The following is a 14,824-nucleotide window of genomic DNA, read 5'->3' on the forward strand; positions in this document are numbered from 1 at the left end:
TGAGATTCGAGATATGAGATATGAGAAATAACTCAATCAAATAACTAAAACTCCTTGTTCAATTATTAAATGAGAATGGGACATCAATCAGAGCAATGAAATCTCAAATCTAATGTCTCAAATCTCGCATCTATTTTTAATCTTCTACAACTTCAATATTTACAATCTTATCACCCTGGCGGATATCATCAACAAGATCTACATTTTCGATAACTTTACCAAAGCAAGTGTGGTTACGGTCTAAATGAGCAGTATTGGCTCTGCTATGACAGATGAAAAACTGTGAACCACCAGTATTACGGCCAGCATGTGCCATTGATAAAACACCACGATCGTGATATTGATTTTCACCATCCAGTTCGCAGTCGATTTTGTACCCCGGGCCACCAGTACCTGCTAAATGTGCTTTAGCCGGGTCTTTTGAATTCGGACATCCGCCCTGAACCACAAAGTTAGGAATTACACGGTGAAAAGTTACGCCATCGTAAAAGCCCTCTTTAGCTAATTTTTTAAAGTTTGCAACGGCTTTAGGCGCATCGTTATCGTAGAATTCTACGGTCATATCACCTTTTTCTGTTTTTATTATTGCTTTACTCATATCAATATCGGTACTAATTTTAAATTTTGTCCGCCAAAAAAATTTTATAATTTTCAGTAGAGGGCAAAAATAACAAAATTGTATAACTTATAACATCATTAAATTTTTCTATCCAGTTTAAATGCGGTATTTTAGTGTTTTAAGCTACCGATTTGATAAAGAAATATTATATCCTGTTCATCTGCCTGCTTTGCTCTTTAGGGCTAAGGGCTTCTTCCCTATTAATTTATATGGATGAGGACCAAAAAAACCACTTAAAAGCTTATGGTATTGCCTATTGGACCATCAGCAAACAACTGGAGGTAGATTGGCTTTTAAATTATCGCGGCGGGAGTTTTTTGATTAAATACAATAAAATAGTTGAAGATGAGCTTAAAATCCGCGGCGTATCTTATGAAGTAATGGCCGATGGAAAGGTAACCAGCCTGCTAAACGAAATCAGCGATCCTGCTGTGAATATGGAAATGGTTAAACTGGAGAAAACGCCCAAAATTGCCGTTTACTCTCCAAAAAGTAAATTGCCGTGGGATGATGCTGTTACACTTGTTTTAACCTATGCAGAAATTCCATACGATGTGATTTACGATGACGATATTCTTCAGGATAAACTAAGCAAATACGATTGGCTACACCTGCACCATGAAGATTTCACAGGTCAGTATGGCCGTTTTTGGGCTAACTTCAGGTATGCTACCTGGTACCAGGAAGATGTTAAAAACCAGGAAGCACTGGCCAAACGTATGGGCTATAAAAAAGTTTCGGAAATGAAATTAGCCGTAGCCAAACACATTAAAGAGTATTGTGCCGGTGGCGGTTTTTTGTTTGCCATGTGCTCTGGTACCGACAGTTTCGACATTGCATTAGCTGCGGAAGGTGTAGATATCTGTGCCCAGATGTTTGACGGGGATGCCGCAGACCCGAATGCACAATCGAAGCTTGATTTTAACAAAACCCTTGCTTTTCAGAATTTCAGGCTGGATAACAATCCCATGAATTATGAATTTTCGGATATTGATGTCACCCAAAGCCGTACACTTAACCAGGCCAACGATTACTTTACCTTATTCGATTTTTCGGCCAAGTGGGATCTGGTGCCAACCATGCTTACACAGGATCATGACAAGGTAATTAAAGGATTTATGGGGCAAACCACTGCCTTTAAAAAAAGCCTGGTGAAAACGAGTGTAACCGTTCTGGGCGAGAATAAGGGTGCCGCAGAGGTACGATATTTACATGGCGAAATAGGCAAAGGTCAGTTCACTTTTTACGGCGGACACGACCCGGAAGATTATCAACACGCGGTAGGCGATCCGCCAACAGACCTAAATTTGCATCCAAACTCGCCCGGCTACCGCCTGATCTTAAACAATGTACTTTTTCCGGCAGCTAAAAAGAAACCTCAAAAAACTTAAACTTTCTTAAGTAAAAGTTCGACATGCCTGCGCTTTGAAGTTAAAAAAAAATTCATTCTGTGCTGTATTCCTATTATGTATACAGTAAATGGTTACTCTTATTAGTTCTGAACTAAACCGTAAATACACCTAATCTTTACTAAAATTCTACTGATAGCCAATAATTTAGCCCATAAATTGTAACACACTTGATACTTTGGCACAGCTTTTGGATATGTACTAGCAATTAACAACAGGGTAATACCTGAGATTTAAACCAGATTTTTATTAAAAAAAAATATCATGAAAAAGTTATTATTAAGTGCTTCAGTAGTTTTATTAGCAACAGGTGCTTTCGCTCAAAACACCATGACAGGAAGTGATGCGAGATTTGGAATAAAAGCCGGAGTAAACCTGGCAAGATTTCACGCAAGTGGTACTGATGGCAGTAAATCATTCAATGATAACGCTAAAGACAATGTTGGCTTTAACGTTACTGCATTTGCCGATTTCGGTGTTGGAAACAATTTTTTCATCCAACCGGGTGTATCGTTACAAAACAAAGGTAACAAATTCGAATCTACAACTACTTCTACAGCCTTAGGCAGTACGGTTACCACGACATCTTCAATTAAAACCAATTTAATGGCTATCGAGGTACCGGTAAATGCTGTATTCAGAATCCCTACAGGTGATGCGGGTGCAGTTCAGATTAGTGCAGGACCTTATATTGGCTTCAACATCTCAGGTAAAGATAAGGGAGAAACAACTACTACAACCGTTAACAATAGCAATAATACCAGTGCAACGGTAACTAGTTCTAATGATCGTGATCTTTCTTTCGGTAGTGCTAGTGACAAAAATTATGGTAGCACAGACTTCGGTGCAAACTTTGGCCTAGCTTATCGCACAAATTCTGGATTTTTAGTAGGTGCTAATTATGGTTTAGGCCTTTCTAATTTAATCCCTAAAGATAGCCGCGGTAATTCTGATGCAAAATTAACTAACCGTGTATTAGGCTTCACAGTAGGTTATTCATTCTAGAAATAAAAATCATTAAAAAACAAAACCCTTCCCAGTTTATAAACCGGGAAGGGTTTTTTATGTGATTAATTTTGCTGACTTGTTTAATCGTAGAAATTCCAGCTTACCCCAAATTTCAATAGGGCATCTTGCATAGGGTATCGGTTTACCGTATAGTAACCCGGTTGGAAAAGGCCTTGATTTACAAAATCATATTTAACAAAAATATTGGCCCTCTTCAAATTAGCCTTAAAAAATACATCAACTATTGGTCTTGACGGCAGGTTTTTTGGATTGCGCTCATCAATATAAAATTGAGCTGTAGCCGGTGAATATGAGTAATTTGCATATTCAGAGTTATACCTCACATCAAATCCTACATTGGCTTTTAATACTTTGAAAAAGGTATTATCAAAATAAATACTGTTATAAGTATAAAAATCAGGTGTTCTTAATACGGCATTTTTATCTGTTTTCTGATAAGCGATATAGTTTTCCATCACAAATTTACCATACCTGGTTTTCTTGGATACATCCACCCTGATTAGGCTAATATCGGCAGTTGTCTGTTTTGGTAAAATAGCAGTTGTACCATTAGTATGATCTGCAGCAAAATAAAGATAGTTGCTGGTTAAGTAATATTCGGCACCTGCAGTAAAACCATACCGATCATTAATGTAATTGAAGGATAAATTGGCAATTTTGGTATTCTTAAAATCGTTGTCTGTCCACTGGTAATGATTACCATGGTAATAATTAAAAATAGCCGCCGGAGTTTGGTTCTGCGCATAAGCCCCCAACTCAATCCTGCCAATGGTTTTGCCTAAAAGAATTTTACTTTTCGCTTCATATAAATAATCCCCGGCGTTTTCGCCCTGCAAAATTTGCTGTACATCCAGATTAAAATCTATGTTATTGGAAAACCGATAACCCGCCGCACCTAAAATGGTGATGTTTTGATATGCAAACCTGCTTTGTTCATAACTGGTGCCATCCTGCTTTAAGCCCAGGTATTCATGTGTATAATAATCGTGCCTTACACCCGCATCAACCTTTAATTCATTTTTTATAACCGAACTATTTTTTGGCCTTAAAAAGAAACTGTAAATAAATTCATTCTTGATGTGTTTTACATGGGTAGAATCGTCGGTATATACCGTACTCGCCATTCCGGGAGGCAGCACATTGTTCGGATCAGCTCCGTTTTTATAGAAATCATAACTATCATTATTATACTCAAACGTATACGAAACCTTATTGGTAGGCAAAACCGCATTATTAACATTTACGGAGGTATCTATCCTGCCTACATAATAGGTTTGTTTCAAGAAAATGGTATTTTTCCGGTACAGGTTTCTGGCGTCAGATAAGTTTATAGGCTCTGCCTCTCTTGAAATTTTAGAATAGTTAGGTTCGAATAACCCTGTAGCTACTGTAGAACCATTCTCATAGGCGCGCATGGTGTTGAAAATCGCCGATGCCCACATATTATAACGTTTATTGGGCGACTGATACCATGAAAATATGGCAACATTCAAGTTATCGCCACGCTGCCTGGAATAAAAACCCTTGGAATCGCCACGGTTAAAATTAACCCCAACGTTCCAGTTTTTTTTAATATTCTGTGTATGTACAGCCCTGAAAAGCTGCTCTTTTTGCCCTGCACTTATAAAGTATAAGCTGGTAAATGGCGTTCTTGCCTGATAGTAAATGATATCATCAGGTGTTAGCGCATAATAATCAAGAGAATGAAAACCTACGTCAAAACCAATGCGCTTACTGGGTTCGTACAATAAGGGCCTTGCCGAAAGCCCCATATTACCATTGTTAATGGTTGGATGGGTGGGCTGTAAAAGCGGACTATAGTTCTGAATATTAACCGTTGAAGTGTCAAGCGGCAATAGCACAATGCTATCTTTCGTTAAAGACAGCTTGGTAAAACGAATATATTTCGCGGTAAAAACTACAGAATCTTTGGCGCCATCCAGCTTTTTCCTAACTGAATCGAGTTCTTTATTGGTACCAACACTTGTTTTTAGATCTTGTGCAAAGGCTTTGCTTAAGCCTGAAAGCAGGAAGAGAAAAAAACAGATCTTAACGGCTTTATGCATCTTATAGTTCAGAAATTAAGCGGGTTAAAATCTCAGTCATCTTAGGTTCGGCTTTGGCTGCCGCGGCTAAAATTTCATCCAGGTCAAAAGGTTGCAGATCTTCCGGAAAACCTTCGTCTGTAAGTACCGAAATGGCAAAAACAGGCAAACCAGCATGGTTGGCCACAATAACTTCCGGCACCGTACTCATACCTACTGCGTCAGCTCCAATTAAACGCAGGTAACGGTACTCAGCCTTTGTTTCTAAATTAGGTCCGGAAACCGCAACATATACCCCTTTATGACATTTTATATCAACACTTTTAGCGATTTCCAAAGCTTTGGCTATAATATCGCGCTTATAAGGCTGGCTCATATCCGGAAAACGCGGGCCCAATTCACTTTCGATCAAACCACGCAACGGATTATCCGGCTGTAAATTGATATGATCGTCGATAATCATCAAATCGCCCTTTTTAAATTCGGGATTTAAGGAACCCGCAGCATTAGACACAATTAAATTTTCAATACCCAAACCTTTCATTACCCTAACCGGAAAAGTGATCTGTTGCATGCTATAGCCTTCATAGTAATGCAAACGACCTTGCATGGCTACAATTCTCTTCCCGTTTAATTTCCCAAAAATGAGTTTCCCGCTGTGGAACTCTAAAGTAGAAATGGGAAAATTGGGGATATTAGAATACATCAGTTGATGTTCAATTTCGATTTCTTTTACCAGACCGCCCAGGCCAGTGCCTAAAACAATACCTATTTCGGGCTTAAAGTTCTCTGTTTTGCGTTTTATATATTCAACGGTTTCTTCTATTGCTCTTAACATAATTTAAAATGAGTTCGTCAAAGGTAATCTTATCTTCTTCAAATAATTCAACCTCTATGGGTAAATAATATATAGGTAAATCTACCAGTAAATCTTTAAATCCGGTAGCTCTTAAACGTTTGCTATCCTTTTCTGTTGTGATTATGATTTTATCTTTTTTATCACTGGCCATAAAAGCCGATTTAAATTTCGTAAGATCATCAGTTTTAAAGCTATAATGATCAGGAAATTTTTCGTGTTTGATGTTTTCAGCGTATTTTTCAAGTTCTTCGATTAAAGGATCGGGATTTGCAATTCCAGTGAGCAGGAAAATTTCGAAATTTTTAACCGACTCCAGCGTCTGGCGTTCGTTCTGGTATAAATGGATCAGATCGCCATATTTTAAGTAAGAATGTAATACAGGCTGATCTGCATTTGGCTGTAATTCATTTACCGATGCCTGTTGGGCCACATGCAATAAAGGCACGGGCGATTTGGTAACCAAAAATACATCGGCTCTTTTGCGTGAGGAGAAAACATCCCTTAAATTACCTGCAGGCAGCAAAAACTGCAAAGTGCCTAGTTTCCTGAACTCGAAAAGCAAAATATTTAATCCAGCCCTAATGGCGCGGTGCTGAAAAGCATCATCCAAAATGATCACATCATGATCGTTTTGCAACTCTTTTACCCCTTTTACCCGGTCTTCGCATACCGCCACGGTAACCTGCTTAAATTTCTGGTAGTACTGTAAAGGTTCATCACCAATTGTTTCGGCAGTGGCATCATCATTGGCCAGAATAAAACCTCTGGTTTTCCGCCCATAACCCCGGCTTAAAATAGCTACTTTATAGTCCGAAAGCAACCTGACGAGGTATTCGGTAGTTGGTGTTTTTCCAGAGCCACCAACAGCGAGGTTACCCACGCAGATCAGAGGTAGGTTGAACGATACACTCCGCATGACTCCCCAATCATAAAGCTTTTTCCGTAGTGTAATGGCCATGGCATAAACCAATGAAAAAGGAAGCAATAAAAGGCGTAAATAATTAACTAGCATAGTATCGTGTTTTCAAAATTACTGATTATTTAAAAAAGAACGGCATTACTTTAGGCAATGTCCTTTAACTGAACCTTTGCCGTTTAAAAATGTTTGCTGACTAATACCCATTCGGGAACTACTATGGTTTAAATTGATGAGGTTATATTTTATTTTTATACTCCCTTTTTCACAAAAAACATAAATACATATCTCCAAATGAGCGGTTAGTAGCTGGCCAGTTATTTCCCCATTCTTCTATAACCGTGTTGGCCCTACTCACACCCCGTATTTTACTATGGATCGATAAGGCAATAACCTGCTGGAGGGAAATTTTATCCGGATAAAAACAGGTTTGTAAACGAGCGTAAACAGAAACGCTAAAAATGGAACGTTCAGCTGGCAACATCTGAAAGCACATTAAACGATCAGATGAAAGTAGCCTACATCGCGTTAGCACATTGTACGGCCGGCTTGTACCCCGGTATGTTCTCTACACTTCCTTCTGTGGTTAAAAACAAAACGGAACAAATAGCACATTAAAACGTTATATTAGCATTCCATCTTATTTTATGCAGGCCGAAACAGAAATTTTAATTATTGGGGGTGGATTGGCAGGCTTAACTGCGGCACTTCACCTGAATAAGGTGGGTTTAATGGTTACATTGATCGAGAAAGATACTTATCCCCACCATAGGGTTTGCGGTGAATATATTTCGAACGAGGTAATTCCTTATTTTAAATGGCTCGGTCTGGATATTGAAAGCCTCGCACCTACATTCATCAGCGACCTGCTTTTTACTTCAAATCTTGGTAAAAGTATACAGACTAAACTGCCACTGGGTGGCTTTGGTTTGAGCAGGTATACGCTCGATCATTATCTGTATAGCGAACTGATCAAAAGAAAGGTAAATATTGTTCATGACCGTGTTATAGAAATCAGTTTTGCCAACAATCAATTTACAGTAGCCACTACAAACCATACTTTTAATGCTGCCTACGTAATTGGTGCATATGGAAAAAGATCTTCTATTGATATTAAATTAAACCGGCCTTTTATGAGCAAGCAATCGCCTTACCTGGCCGTTAAAGCACATTACAAAGGCAATTTCCCTAACCATCTGGTTAGTCTCAACAATTTTGAAGGCGGTTATTGTGGTGTTTCAAAGGTTGAAAACGAACGGTTAAATATTTGTTACCTTGCAAATTACGAACATTTCAAAAAACACAAAAACCTATCTGGCTTTCAGGAAAACGTACTATACAAAAACAGGTATCTAAAAGCTATTTTAGAAAATGCGACCAGCTTATTCGACAATCCATTAACCATTAGTCAGGTTTCTTTTGAACGTAAAGAACCTGTGTATGACCATATTTTAATGGTTGGCGATACTGCAGGCTTAATCCATCCGCTTTGCGGTAATGGTATGGCTATGGCCGTTCACGCTGCAAAAATTGCTTCAGAACTTTTGCATCAAAGGATAGACGGCAAGATCAGTTCGCGTGAGGCACTGGAAGCAAGTTATACCGCATACTGGAACAGGGAATTTAAAAGCCGCTTAAAAACGGGAAGAATGTTAGCCTCCTTGTTGAGGAATACCCAATTAGAAAGCTTAGCGGTAAATACATTAATTAAAATGCCATTTTTGCTCCATACCATAATTAAAAAAACACATGGCAAGCCCATCACAATATCGTCATAAATGCCAGTAAACACCGAATTCAGAAGCACAGCACCAGAAATTATGGATGATTTCGCCATGGAGGGCGAAATATTACGCGATGCGCTCGACAAAATAGCCAGCATTAATCAACTTCTTGGTGGCAATAAAGTTACCCTGGCCGGGGTTAAAATGTTAATCGCCAGCAAACCATCCGATCCGGTTTTCCGTATTACCGATATTGGCTGTGGAAATGGAGACATGTTGCGCACTTTGGCTGATTACGCAAAAAAGAAAGGTTTACATTTTATTTTAAAGGGAATAGATGCCAATAAATTTACCATCAGTCATGCGCAAAGTTTATCAACCAACTACCCTAATATAACCTATGCCTGCAGCGATATTTTTGATGATTTAAGTAAAACAGAACCTTGCGACATTATGCTTTGCACTTTAACGCTTCATCATTTTAAAGATGAAGAAATTATAAATCTGTTACAGAATTTTAAAAGATCGGCAACATTGGGGATTGTGATAAACGACCTGCAGCGAAGCGCAATAGCCTATTACCTGTTCAAGGCCCTTTGCTATGTTTTCAGGTTAAATGATATGTCGAGAGAAGATGGATTAATATCCATTTTACGTGGATTTAAAAGGGCAGATTTGCTAAAGTATACAAAACAATTAAACCTAAAATCAAGTTCCATAAAATGGAAATGGGCTTTCCGCTACCAGTGGATAATTAAAACAACATGAGCGTAACCATAAAAGCAGTAAGTAAAGCCTTACCAGCATACTCGCGGTTAACCGCCGACATTTTACCTCTTTTAGATAGCTGGCTGATCGATCAGGATGACCGCTTCATCAGAAAGGTAAAAAAAATTTTTGAAGGCGCTGCAGTAGATAAAAGATATTCGATCATGGCGCCCGAAGATGTTTTTAGTGATTTAAGTTTCGAGGAAAGAAACGATATTTATGTGCGCGAAGGCATAAAGCTCGGAGCCAAATGTTTGGAAACCGCACTCGAAAAAGCCAGTTGGCAGGCACAGGATTTAGATTACGTCATTACCGTAAGCTGCACCGGAATCATGATTCCATCTTTGGATGCTTATCTGATCAATCTGCTTAAACTCCGTCAGGATATTGTTCGTTTACCCGTAACCGAAATGGGTTGCGCGGCCGGTGTATCGGGTATGATTTATGCGAAGAATTTTCTGAAAGCTAATCCAGGCAAACGAGCAGCGGTGATTGCGGTAGAATCGCCCACAGCAACCTTTCAGTTAAACGATTATTCGATGGCCAATATCGTTAGTGCGGCCATATTTGGCGATGGTGCTGCCTGTGTGTTACTAAGCTCGGATAAAGAAGATACCGGTCCGGAGATCCTGGCAGAAGAAATGTACCACTTTTATGATGCAGAGGAAATGATGGGTTTTAAACTCACCAATACCGGACTGCAAATGGTACTGGATGTAGCCGTTCCTGAAACCATTGCCAATCATTTCCCGGATATCATCCATCCATTTTTGAAGAAAAACGGGTTCGAAATCAACGATATCAATCATTTGATCTTCCATCCGGGTGGAAAGAAAATTATCCAGACTGTTGAAGAATTATTCGGACAGCTTGGCAAAAATATAAACGACACAAAAGAGGTATTAAGGCTTTATGGAAATATGAGCAGTGCTACGGTTCTTTATGTTTTGGAACGGATGATGGATAAAAAGCCGATGCCGGGAGAAAAAGGGCTGATGTTAAGCTTTGGCCCAGGTTTCTCAGCACAGCGCATACTCCTACAATGGTAAAGTTTATCCACTCAATAATCCGCTCATGACAACAGAAGAAATACTAGATCAACTGCCTTATGGTAAACCGTTTCTTTTTGTTGATGAGTTACTGCACGTTAATGAAAATGGAGCTAAAGGCACTTACACCTATGCTAAAGACCTAGCCTTTTATATGGGCCATTTCAAAAATCACCCCGTTACGCCAGCAGTAATCCTTACTGAAACCATGGCGCAGATCGGCTTGGTTTGCCTGGGCATTTACCTGCTTAAAGGGATTGGAACTGATCAAAATATATCCATTGCCATGACTTCAAACGCCGTTGATTTTTTAAAACCTGTTGCGCCGGGCGAGCAGGTGACGGTTACGAGCGAAAAAGTGTATTTTAGGTTCAATAAACTCAGCTGTAAGGTAAAGATGGAAAATGCAGCCGGAGAAGTAGTTTGCAAAGGAAATATTTCTGGCATGTTAATTCCGAAAGAAAATGGATAATAGAGTGGTCATTACGGGTTTAGGGGTATGCGCGCCCAACGGCACTACCATTAATGAGTTTTCTGATGCCATAAAACAGGGTATTTCTGGCATTCGGCACCAGCCGGATCTGGAAACCTTAAACTTTTCCTGTCAGATAGCTGGTAAACCATTGCTTAGCGAAGAGCGGATCAGCCGATATTTTTCACCGCTTGAGTTGCGGAATCTAAATAGCACAGGAATTATATATGGTGTTATTGCAGGTTTAGATGCCTGGGAGGATGCAGGTTTGAATATCGAAAATAATAACGAACCAGACTGGGATAGTGGCACCATTTTCGGAACAGGTACTTCCGGTATTGATAAATTCAGATGGGCAATTAACAAAATAGATGCCCTTGAAATAAAAAAACTGGGCAGTTCAGTCGTGATTCAAACCATGGCGAGTGGCGTGAGTGCTTTTATTAGCGGGAAATTGGGCTTAGGCAACCAGATCAGTACCAATTCATCTGCCTGCGCAACCGGAGCGGAAAGTATATTGCTGGCATATGAGCGGATTAAAACAGGTCAGGCCAGCAGAATGTTGGCCGGGAGCACCAGCGACAGTGGCCCGTACATCTGGGGTGGTTTTGACGCGATGAAGGTTTGCACTTTTAAACATAACCGCGATCCTGAAAAAGGCAGCCGACCAATGAGTGCCACCGCAAGTGGTTTCGTACCTGGAAGTGGCGCAGGGGCTTTGGTATTGGAATCGCTTGAAAGCGCACTGGCCAGAAAAGCCAAAATTTATGCTGAAGTATGTGGAGGACATGTCAATTCGGGCGGTCAACGGGGTTTAGGCTCCATGACAGCACCAAACCCTGTTGCCGTGCAACGGTGTATCCAGGCCGCATTAAGAAATGCCGAAATTGAAGCACATGAAATAGACCTGATTAACGGCCACCTTACCGCAACAAGCAAGGATGCGTTGGAAATTGAAAACTGGAAAATAGCCTTACAGTTGCCCGATGATGATTTTCCATACATCAATTCTTTAAAGGGCATGATTGGTCATTGTATCGCAGCATCAGGCAGTATAGAATGTGTGGCCTCGATACTTGAACTTTCGGAGGGTTTCATCTTTCCCAATATCAATTGCGAAGACTTAAATCCTGATATTACCGCTTTAATTGATGCGAAATGCATTCCACAAACTGTCATTCACCAACCTATTAATATTTTAGCGAAAGCCAGTTTTGGTTTTGGCGATATTAATGCCTGTATTATTTTTAAAAAGTATCCACATGAATAGAGAAGAGATTATAGAAACCCTGAAAACAATTATTGAACCCTACAGTGAAGATGCTGCAGCCTTAGCTGATATCGACGAGAACACCGATTTCATAAAAGATCTGAAGATAAATTCGGCTAATCTGGTCGACATTGTTCTGGACGTTGAAGAGAAATTCAATATCGAAATAGACAACGATTCAATGGCTAAAATGCTTACGGTAAAAGCTACAACCGAAATAATAGCTCAAAAACTGGAAGAGCATGCTGGGCAATGACATTGTTGACCTGAATCTGGCCAAAATCCAAAGTAACTGGAGGCGTAAAAATTACCTTGATAAGATTTTCACCACAGAAGAACAGTTACTGATTGCGTCGGCGAATGACCCCGATGAAATGGTCTGGCTGTTATGGAGCATGAAAGAATCAGCCTATAAAATCCACAACCGCAAAACGGGAATTCGTGATTTTTCACCCAAAAGTTTAAACTGTGCCGTCTATAAAGATAGCCTTGGAGAGGTAAATATTAATAACTGTACCTATTTCACCAAAAGCAATATACAAACAACCTTTATACACACGATCGCTGCTCCTGTTTTCGATAAACTGGCAGCAGTTAAGGTAGCCATTTATGAATTACCTGATCATCCGGATGATTACAAACGCACCCAACCTGCATCTGTAAGCCATCATGGGCAGTATTTGGCTTTGGTGTATTAATAAATTCTGCTTCATTTGTAATTACAGAGAAGTGTCAGTTGGTAACAACCGACACCACAAACAAGTTGTTACCAACTAACACCACGAACAAACCGACACGACAAGAAACACCATTAACGCGTCATTTAAACAGCCAAATTTTAACCATAATAAACCTATAATTAACTCATATTATCATTCCTTTAGACAGTCAACCGTTTACGCTGTTTTCTTTACAGAATAATGGAATGGCCTACCCTAAAAAGCATTATCTTTGTGCAAATCATAAAAAATAAAACATGCTTAAAGGATTTTTTAACGTACCCACTCCGGTAAACGAACCTATATTAAATTATGGCCCTGGCAGTAAAGAACGTGCGCTTTTGAAAGAAGCACTTGCAGAAGCCCGCTCACACCAGCAAGACATCCCGATGTACATTGGTGGCAAACAAGTTCATACCAACAAAAAAGGGAAAGTTGTTCCTCCACACGATCACCAACATATTTTAGCCCAATTTAGCATTGGCGATAAAACCCATATTACCCAAGCGATTGATGCTGCTTTAGCAGCAAAAGAAAACTGGGAAAACCTGGCCTGGGAACACCGTGCAGCTATTTTCTTAAAAGCTGCCGACCTGATTGCAGGTAAATACCGTTACAAATTAAATGCGGCGACCATGTTGGGGCAAAGCAAAAATGCCTATCAGGCTGAAATTGATGCCGCATGCGAGCTGATCGATTTCTTACGCTTTAACGTAAGCTACATGGTAGAAATTTACAAACAACAACCACCAGTTTCGCCCCGCGGAAGCTGGAACCGTGTTGAACAACGCCCGTTAGAAGGTTTTGTTTTTGCCCTCACCCCATTCAACTTTACAGCAATTGCTGCAAATTTACCGGCATCAGCGGCGATGATGGGTAATGTGGTGGTTTGGAAGCCTGCTGATACACAAGTTTACGCGGCTAACCTTTTAATGGAAATTTTCCGTGAAGCAGGTGTACCTGATGGCGTAATTAATTTGGTATATGCCGATGGACCTGAAGCAGGTGAAGTGATTTTCAACCACCCTGATTTTGCGGGGATCCACTTTACAGGCTCCACAAAAGTTTTTCAGGAAATCTGGAAAACCATTGGAACAAACATCCATAAATACAAATCGTACCCACGCATAGTTGGCGAAACCGGTGGTAAAGATTTTATCCTGGTTCACCCATCTGCACAAACAAAAGCAGCCAGTACGGCAATTGTTCGCGGTGCGTTTGAATACCAGGGACAAAAATGTTCAGCTGCCAGCCGCGTTTACATTGCGGAGAGCCTGTGGCCAGAAATTAAAGAACAGATGTTGGCGGATCTTGCCAGCTTTAAAATGGGCGGAACAGAAGATTTCAGCAACTTTATTAATGCCGTTATTGATGAGCGTTCTTTCGATAAATTAGCAAAATATATCGATCAGGCTAAACAAGATCAAGGTGTAGAGGTTATCGCAGGTGGAAACTATGATAAAAGTAAAGGTTATTTCATCGAGCCGACGATCTTAGTGGTTGATGACCCGAAATACACAACCATGTGTGAAGAACTCTTCGGCCCTGTTTTATCTGTTTATGTTTACGCAGATCAGGATTTCGACCAGATTTTAGAAGTGATTGATACGACATCTCCTTATGCATTAACCGGTGCTTTAATTGCTCAGGACAGATATGCCATCGAAAAAGCAAGCCATGCGCTACGTAATTCGGCTGGTAACTTCTACATCAATGATAAATGTACGGGTGCAGTTGTAGGTCAACAACCGTTTGGTGGTGCCAGGGGTTCTGGTACAAACGATAAAGCCGGTTCTATGATCAATTTATTACGTTGGGTTTCACCACGTACCATTAAAGAGGTTTTTGAATCACCAACAGATTATCGTTATCCATTTTTGGCAGAAGACTAATAAAATATAAACATGATATCGAAACCTCCGGAATGTCCGGGGGTTTTATTTTT

Annotated in this window: 14 protein-coding genes; 10 read left to right on the forward strand and 4 right to left on the reverse strand. The window is 40.0% G+C overall.

The window, feature by feature from the left end; genetic code table 11:
- Positions 1 to 136: 136 nt before the first annotated feature.
- Positions 137 to 598 carry a peptidylprolyl isomerase gene (locus BM107_RS12845; RefSeq protein WP_090983934.1) on the reverse strand — a complete coding sequence of 154 codons (462 nt, stop codon included), beginning with the start codon at positions 596 to 598 and terminating at the stop codon, positions 137 to 139.
- A gap of 230 nt (positions 599 to 828) precedes the next feature.
- On the opposite strand from BM107_RS12845, the gene BM107_RS12850 reads away from it, so the two are divergent.
- Both BM107_RS12850 and BM107_RS12855 read left to right on the forward strand, forming a co-directional pair.
- A complete protein-coding gene (locus tag BM107_RS12850) occupies positions 829 to 2,010 on the forward strand; it encodes an asparagine synthetase B (RefSeq protein ID WP_090983936.1) in 1,182 nt (393 codons plus the stop codon).
- Between the two features lie 282 nt (positions 2,011 to 2,292).
- A complete protein-coding gene (locus tag BM107_RS12855; protein ID WP_090983938.1) occupies positions 2,293 to 3,033 on the forward strand; it encodes a porin family protein in 741 nt (246 codons plus the stop codon).
- 83 nt (positions 3,034 to 3,116) lie between these two features.
- Here BM107_RS12855 and BM107_RS12860 read toward each other — a convergent pair whose 3' ends face one another.
- The 3 genes from BM107_RS12860 to lpxK are packed head-to-tail and all read right to left on the reverse strand — an operon-like array spanning position 3,117 to position 6,973.
- Complete coding sequence (locus BM107_RS12860) at positions 3,117 to 5,123, reverse strand: putative porin (protein ID WP_244278804.1); 2,007 nt, start codon at positions 5,121 to 5,123, stop codon at positions 3,117 to 3,119.
- A 1-nt stretch (position 5,124) separates the two neighbouring features.
- Positions 5,125 to 5,940 carry a purine-nucleoside phosphorylase gene (locus tag BM107_RS12865; RefSeq protein ID WP_090983940.1) on the reverse strand — a complete coding sequence of 272 codons (816 nt, stop codon included), beginning with the start codon at positions 5,938 to 5,940 and terminating at the stop codon, positions 5,125 to 5,127.
- A complete protein-coding gene (gene lpxK / locus BM107_RS12870) occupies positions 5,912 to 6,973 on the reverse strand; it encodes a tetraacyldisaccharide 4'-kinase (RefSeq protein WP_090983942.1) in 1,062 nt (353 codons plus the stop codon). The genes BM107_RS12865 and lpxK overlap by 29 nt, the downstream gene beginning before the upstream one ends.
- A 551-nt stretch (positions 6,974 to 7,524) precedes the next feature.
- On the opposite strand from lpxK, the gene BM107_RS12880 reads away from it, so the two are divergent.
- From BM107_RS12880 to pruA, 8 genes are all read left to right on the forward strand, one after another.
- Positions 7,525 to 8,655, forward strand: coding sequence for an NAD(P)/FAD-dependent oxidoreductase (locus BM107_RS12880; RefSeq protein WP_090983946.1), 1,131 nt, complete (start codon positions 7,525 to 7,527; stop codon positions 8,653 to 8,655).
- Positions 8,656 to 9,369, forward strand: a complete 714-nt coding sequence (locus tag BM107_RS12885) for a methyltransferase domain-containing protein (RefSeq protein WP_090983948.1) — start codon at positions 8,656 to 8,658, stop codon at positions 9,367 to 9,369.
- Positions 9,366 to 10,418, forward strand: a complete 1,053-nt coding sequence (locus BM107_RS12890) for a type III polyketide synthase (protein WP_090983950.1) — start codon at positions 9,366 to 9,368, stop codon at positions 10,416 to 10,418. The genes BM107_RS12885 and BM107_RS12890 overlap by 4 nt, the downstream gene beginning before the upstream one ends.
- A 25-nt stretch (positions 10,419 to 10,443) precedes the next feature.
- The gene (locus BM107_RS12895) at positions 10,444 to 10,890 is read left to right on the forward strand and encodes a 3-hydroxyacyl-ACP dehydratase FabZ family protein (protein WP_090983953.1); all 447 of its coding nucleotides are present in this window, start codon (positions 10,444 to 10,446) and stop codon (positions 10,888 to 10,890) included.
- On the forward strand, positions 10,883 to 12,160 hold the full coding sequence (locus BM107_RS12900; protein ID WP_090983955.1) for a beta-ketoacyl-[acyl-carrier-protein] synthase family protein: 1,278 nt from the start codon (positions 10,883 to 10,885) through the stop codon (positions 12,158 to 12,160). Before BM107_RS12895 ends, BM107_RS12900 begins: the two co-directional genes overlap by 8 nt.
- Positions 12,153 to 12,416, forward strand: a complete 264-nt coding sequence (locus BM107_RS12905) for an acyl carrier protein (protein ID WP_090983957.1) — start codon at positions 12,153 to 12,155, stop codon at positions 12,414 to 12,416. The genes BM107_RS12900 and BM107_RS12905 overlap by 8 nt, the downstream gene beginning before the upstream one ends.
- Positions 12,403 to 12,858 (forward strand): 4'-phosphopantetheinyl transferase family protein, encoded by a 456-nt coding sequence (locus BM107_RS12910; RefSeq protein ID WP_090983959.1) that lies wholly within the window; start codon positions 12,403 to 12,405, stop codon positions 12,856 to 12,858. Before BM107_RS12905 ends, BM107_RS12910 begins: the two co-directional genes overlap by 14 nt.
- A 278-nt stretch (positions 12,859 to 13,136) precedes the next feature.
- Positions 13,137 to 14,771 carry an L-glutamate gamma-semialdehyde dehydrogenase gene (gene pruA, locus BM107_RS12915; RefSeq protein ID WP_090983961.1) on the forward strand — a complete coding sequence of 545 codons (1,635 nt, stop codon included), beginning with the start codon at positions 13,137 to 13,139 and terminating at the stop codon, positions 14,769 to 14,771.
- The last annotated feature ends 53 nt before the right edge of the window (positions 14,772 to 14,824 follow it).

This window comes from Pedobacter suwonensis (assembly GCF_900111825.1).
Lineage (GTDB): Bacteria > Bacteroidota > Bacteroidia > Sphingobacteriales > Sphingobacteriaceae > Pedobacter > Pedobacter suwonensis.

Excerpts from the sequence above, each read along its gene's own strand:
- BM107_RS12845 (WP_090983934.1), bottom strand. The coding sequence starts at position 598 with ATGAGTAAAGCAATAATAAAAACAGAAAAAGGTGATATGACCGTAGAA.
- lpxK (WP_090983942.1), bottom strand. The coding sequence starts at position 6,973 with ATGCTAGTTAATTATTTACGCCTTTTATTGCTTCCTTTTTCATTGGTT.
- BM107_RS12910 (WP_090983959.1), top strand. The coding sequence starts at position 12,403 with ATGCTGGGCAATGACATTGTTGACCTGAATCTGGCCAAAATCCAAAGT.
- BM107_RS12850 (WP_090983936.1), top strand. The coding sequence starts at position 829 with ATGGATGAGGACCAAAAAAACCACTTAAAAGCTTATGGTATTGCCTAT.
- BM107_RS12895 (WP_090983953.1), top strand. The coding sequence starts at position 10,444 with ATGACAACAGAAGAAATACTAGATCAACTGCCTTATGGTAAACCGTTT.
- pruA (WP_090983961.1), top strand. The coding sequence starts at position 13,137 with ATGCTTAAAGGATTTTTTAACGTACCCACTCCGGTAAACGAACCTATA.
- BM107_RS12885 (WP_090983948.1), top strand. The coding sequence starts at position 8,656 with ATGCCAGTAAACACCGAATTCAGAAGCACAGCACCAGAAATTATGGAT.
- BM107_RS12855 (WP_090983938.1), top strand. The coding sequence starts at position 2,293 with ATGAAAAAGTTATTATTAAGTGCTTCAGTAGTTTTATTAGCAACAGGT.
- BM107_RS12905 (WP_090983957.1), top strand. The coding sequence starts at position 12,153 with ATGAATAGAGAAGAGATTATAGAAACCCTGAAAACAATTATTGAACCC.
- BM107_RS12900 (WP_090983955.1), top strand. The coding sequence starts at position 10,883 with ATGGATAATAGAGTGGTCATTACGGGTTTAGGGGTATGCGCGCCCAAC.
- BM107_RS12865 (WP_090983940.1), bottom strand. The coding sequence starts at position 5,940 with ATGTTAAGAGCAATAGAAGAAACCGTTGAATATATAAAACGCAAAACA.
- BM107_RS12860 (WP_244278804.1), bottom strand. The coding sequence starts at position 5,123 with ATGCATAAAGCCGTTAAGATCTGTTTTTTTCTCTTCCTGCTTTCAGGC.
- BM107_RS12890 (WP_090983950.1), top strand. The coding sequence starts at position 9,366 with ATGAGCGTAACCATAAAAGCAGTAAGTAAAGCCTTACCAGCATACTCG.
- BM107_RS12880 (WP_090983946.1), top strand. The coding sequence starts at position 7,525 with ATGCAGGCCGAAACAGAAATTTTAATTATTGGGGGTGGATTGGCAGGC.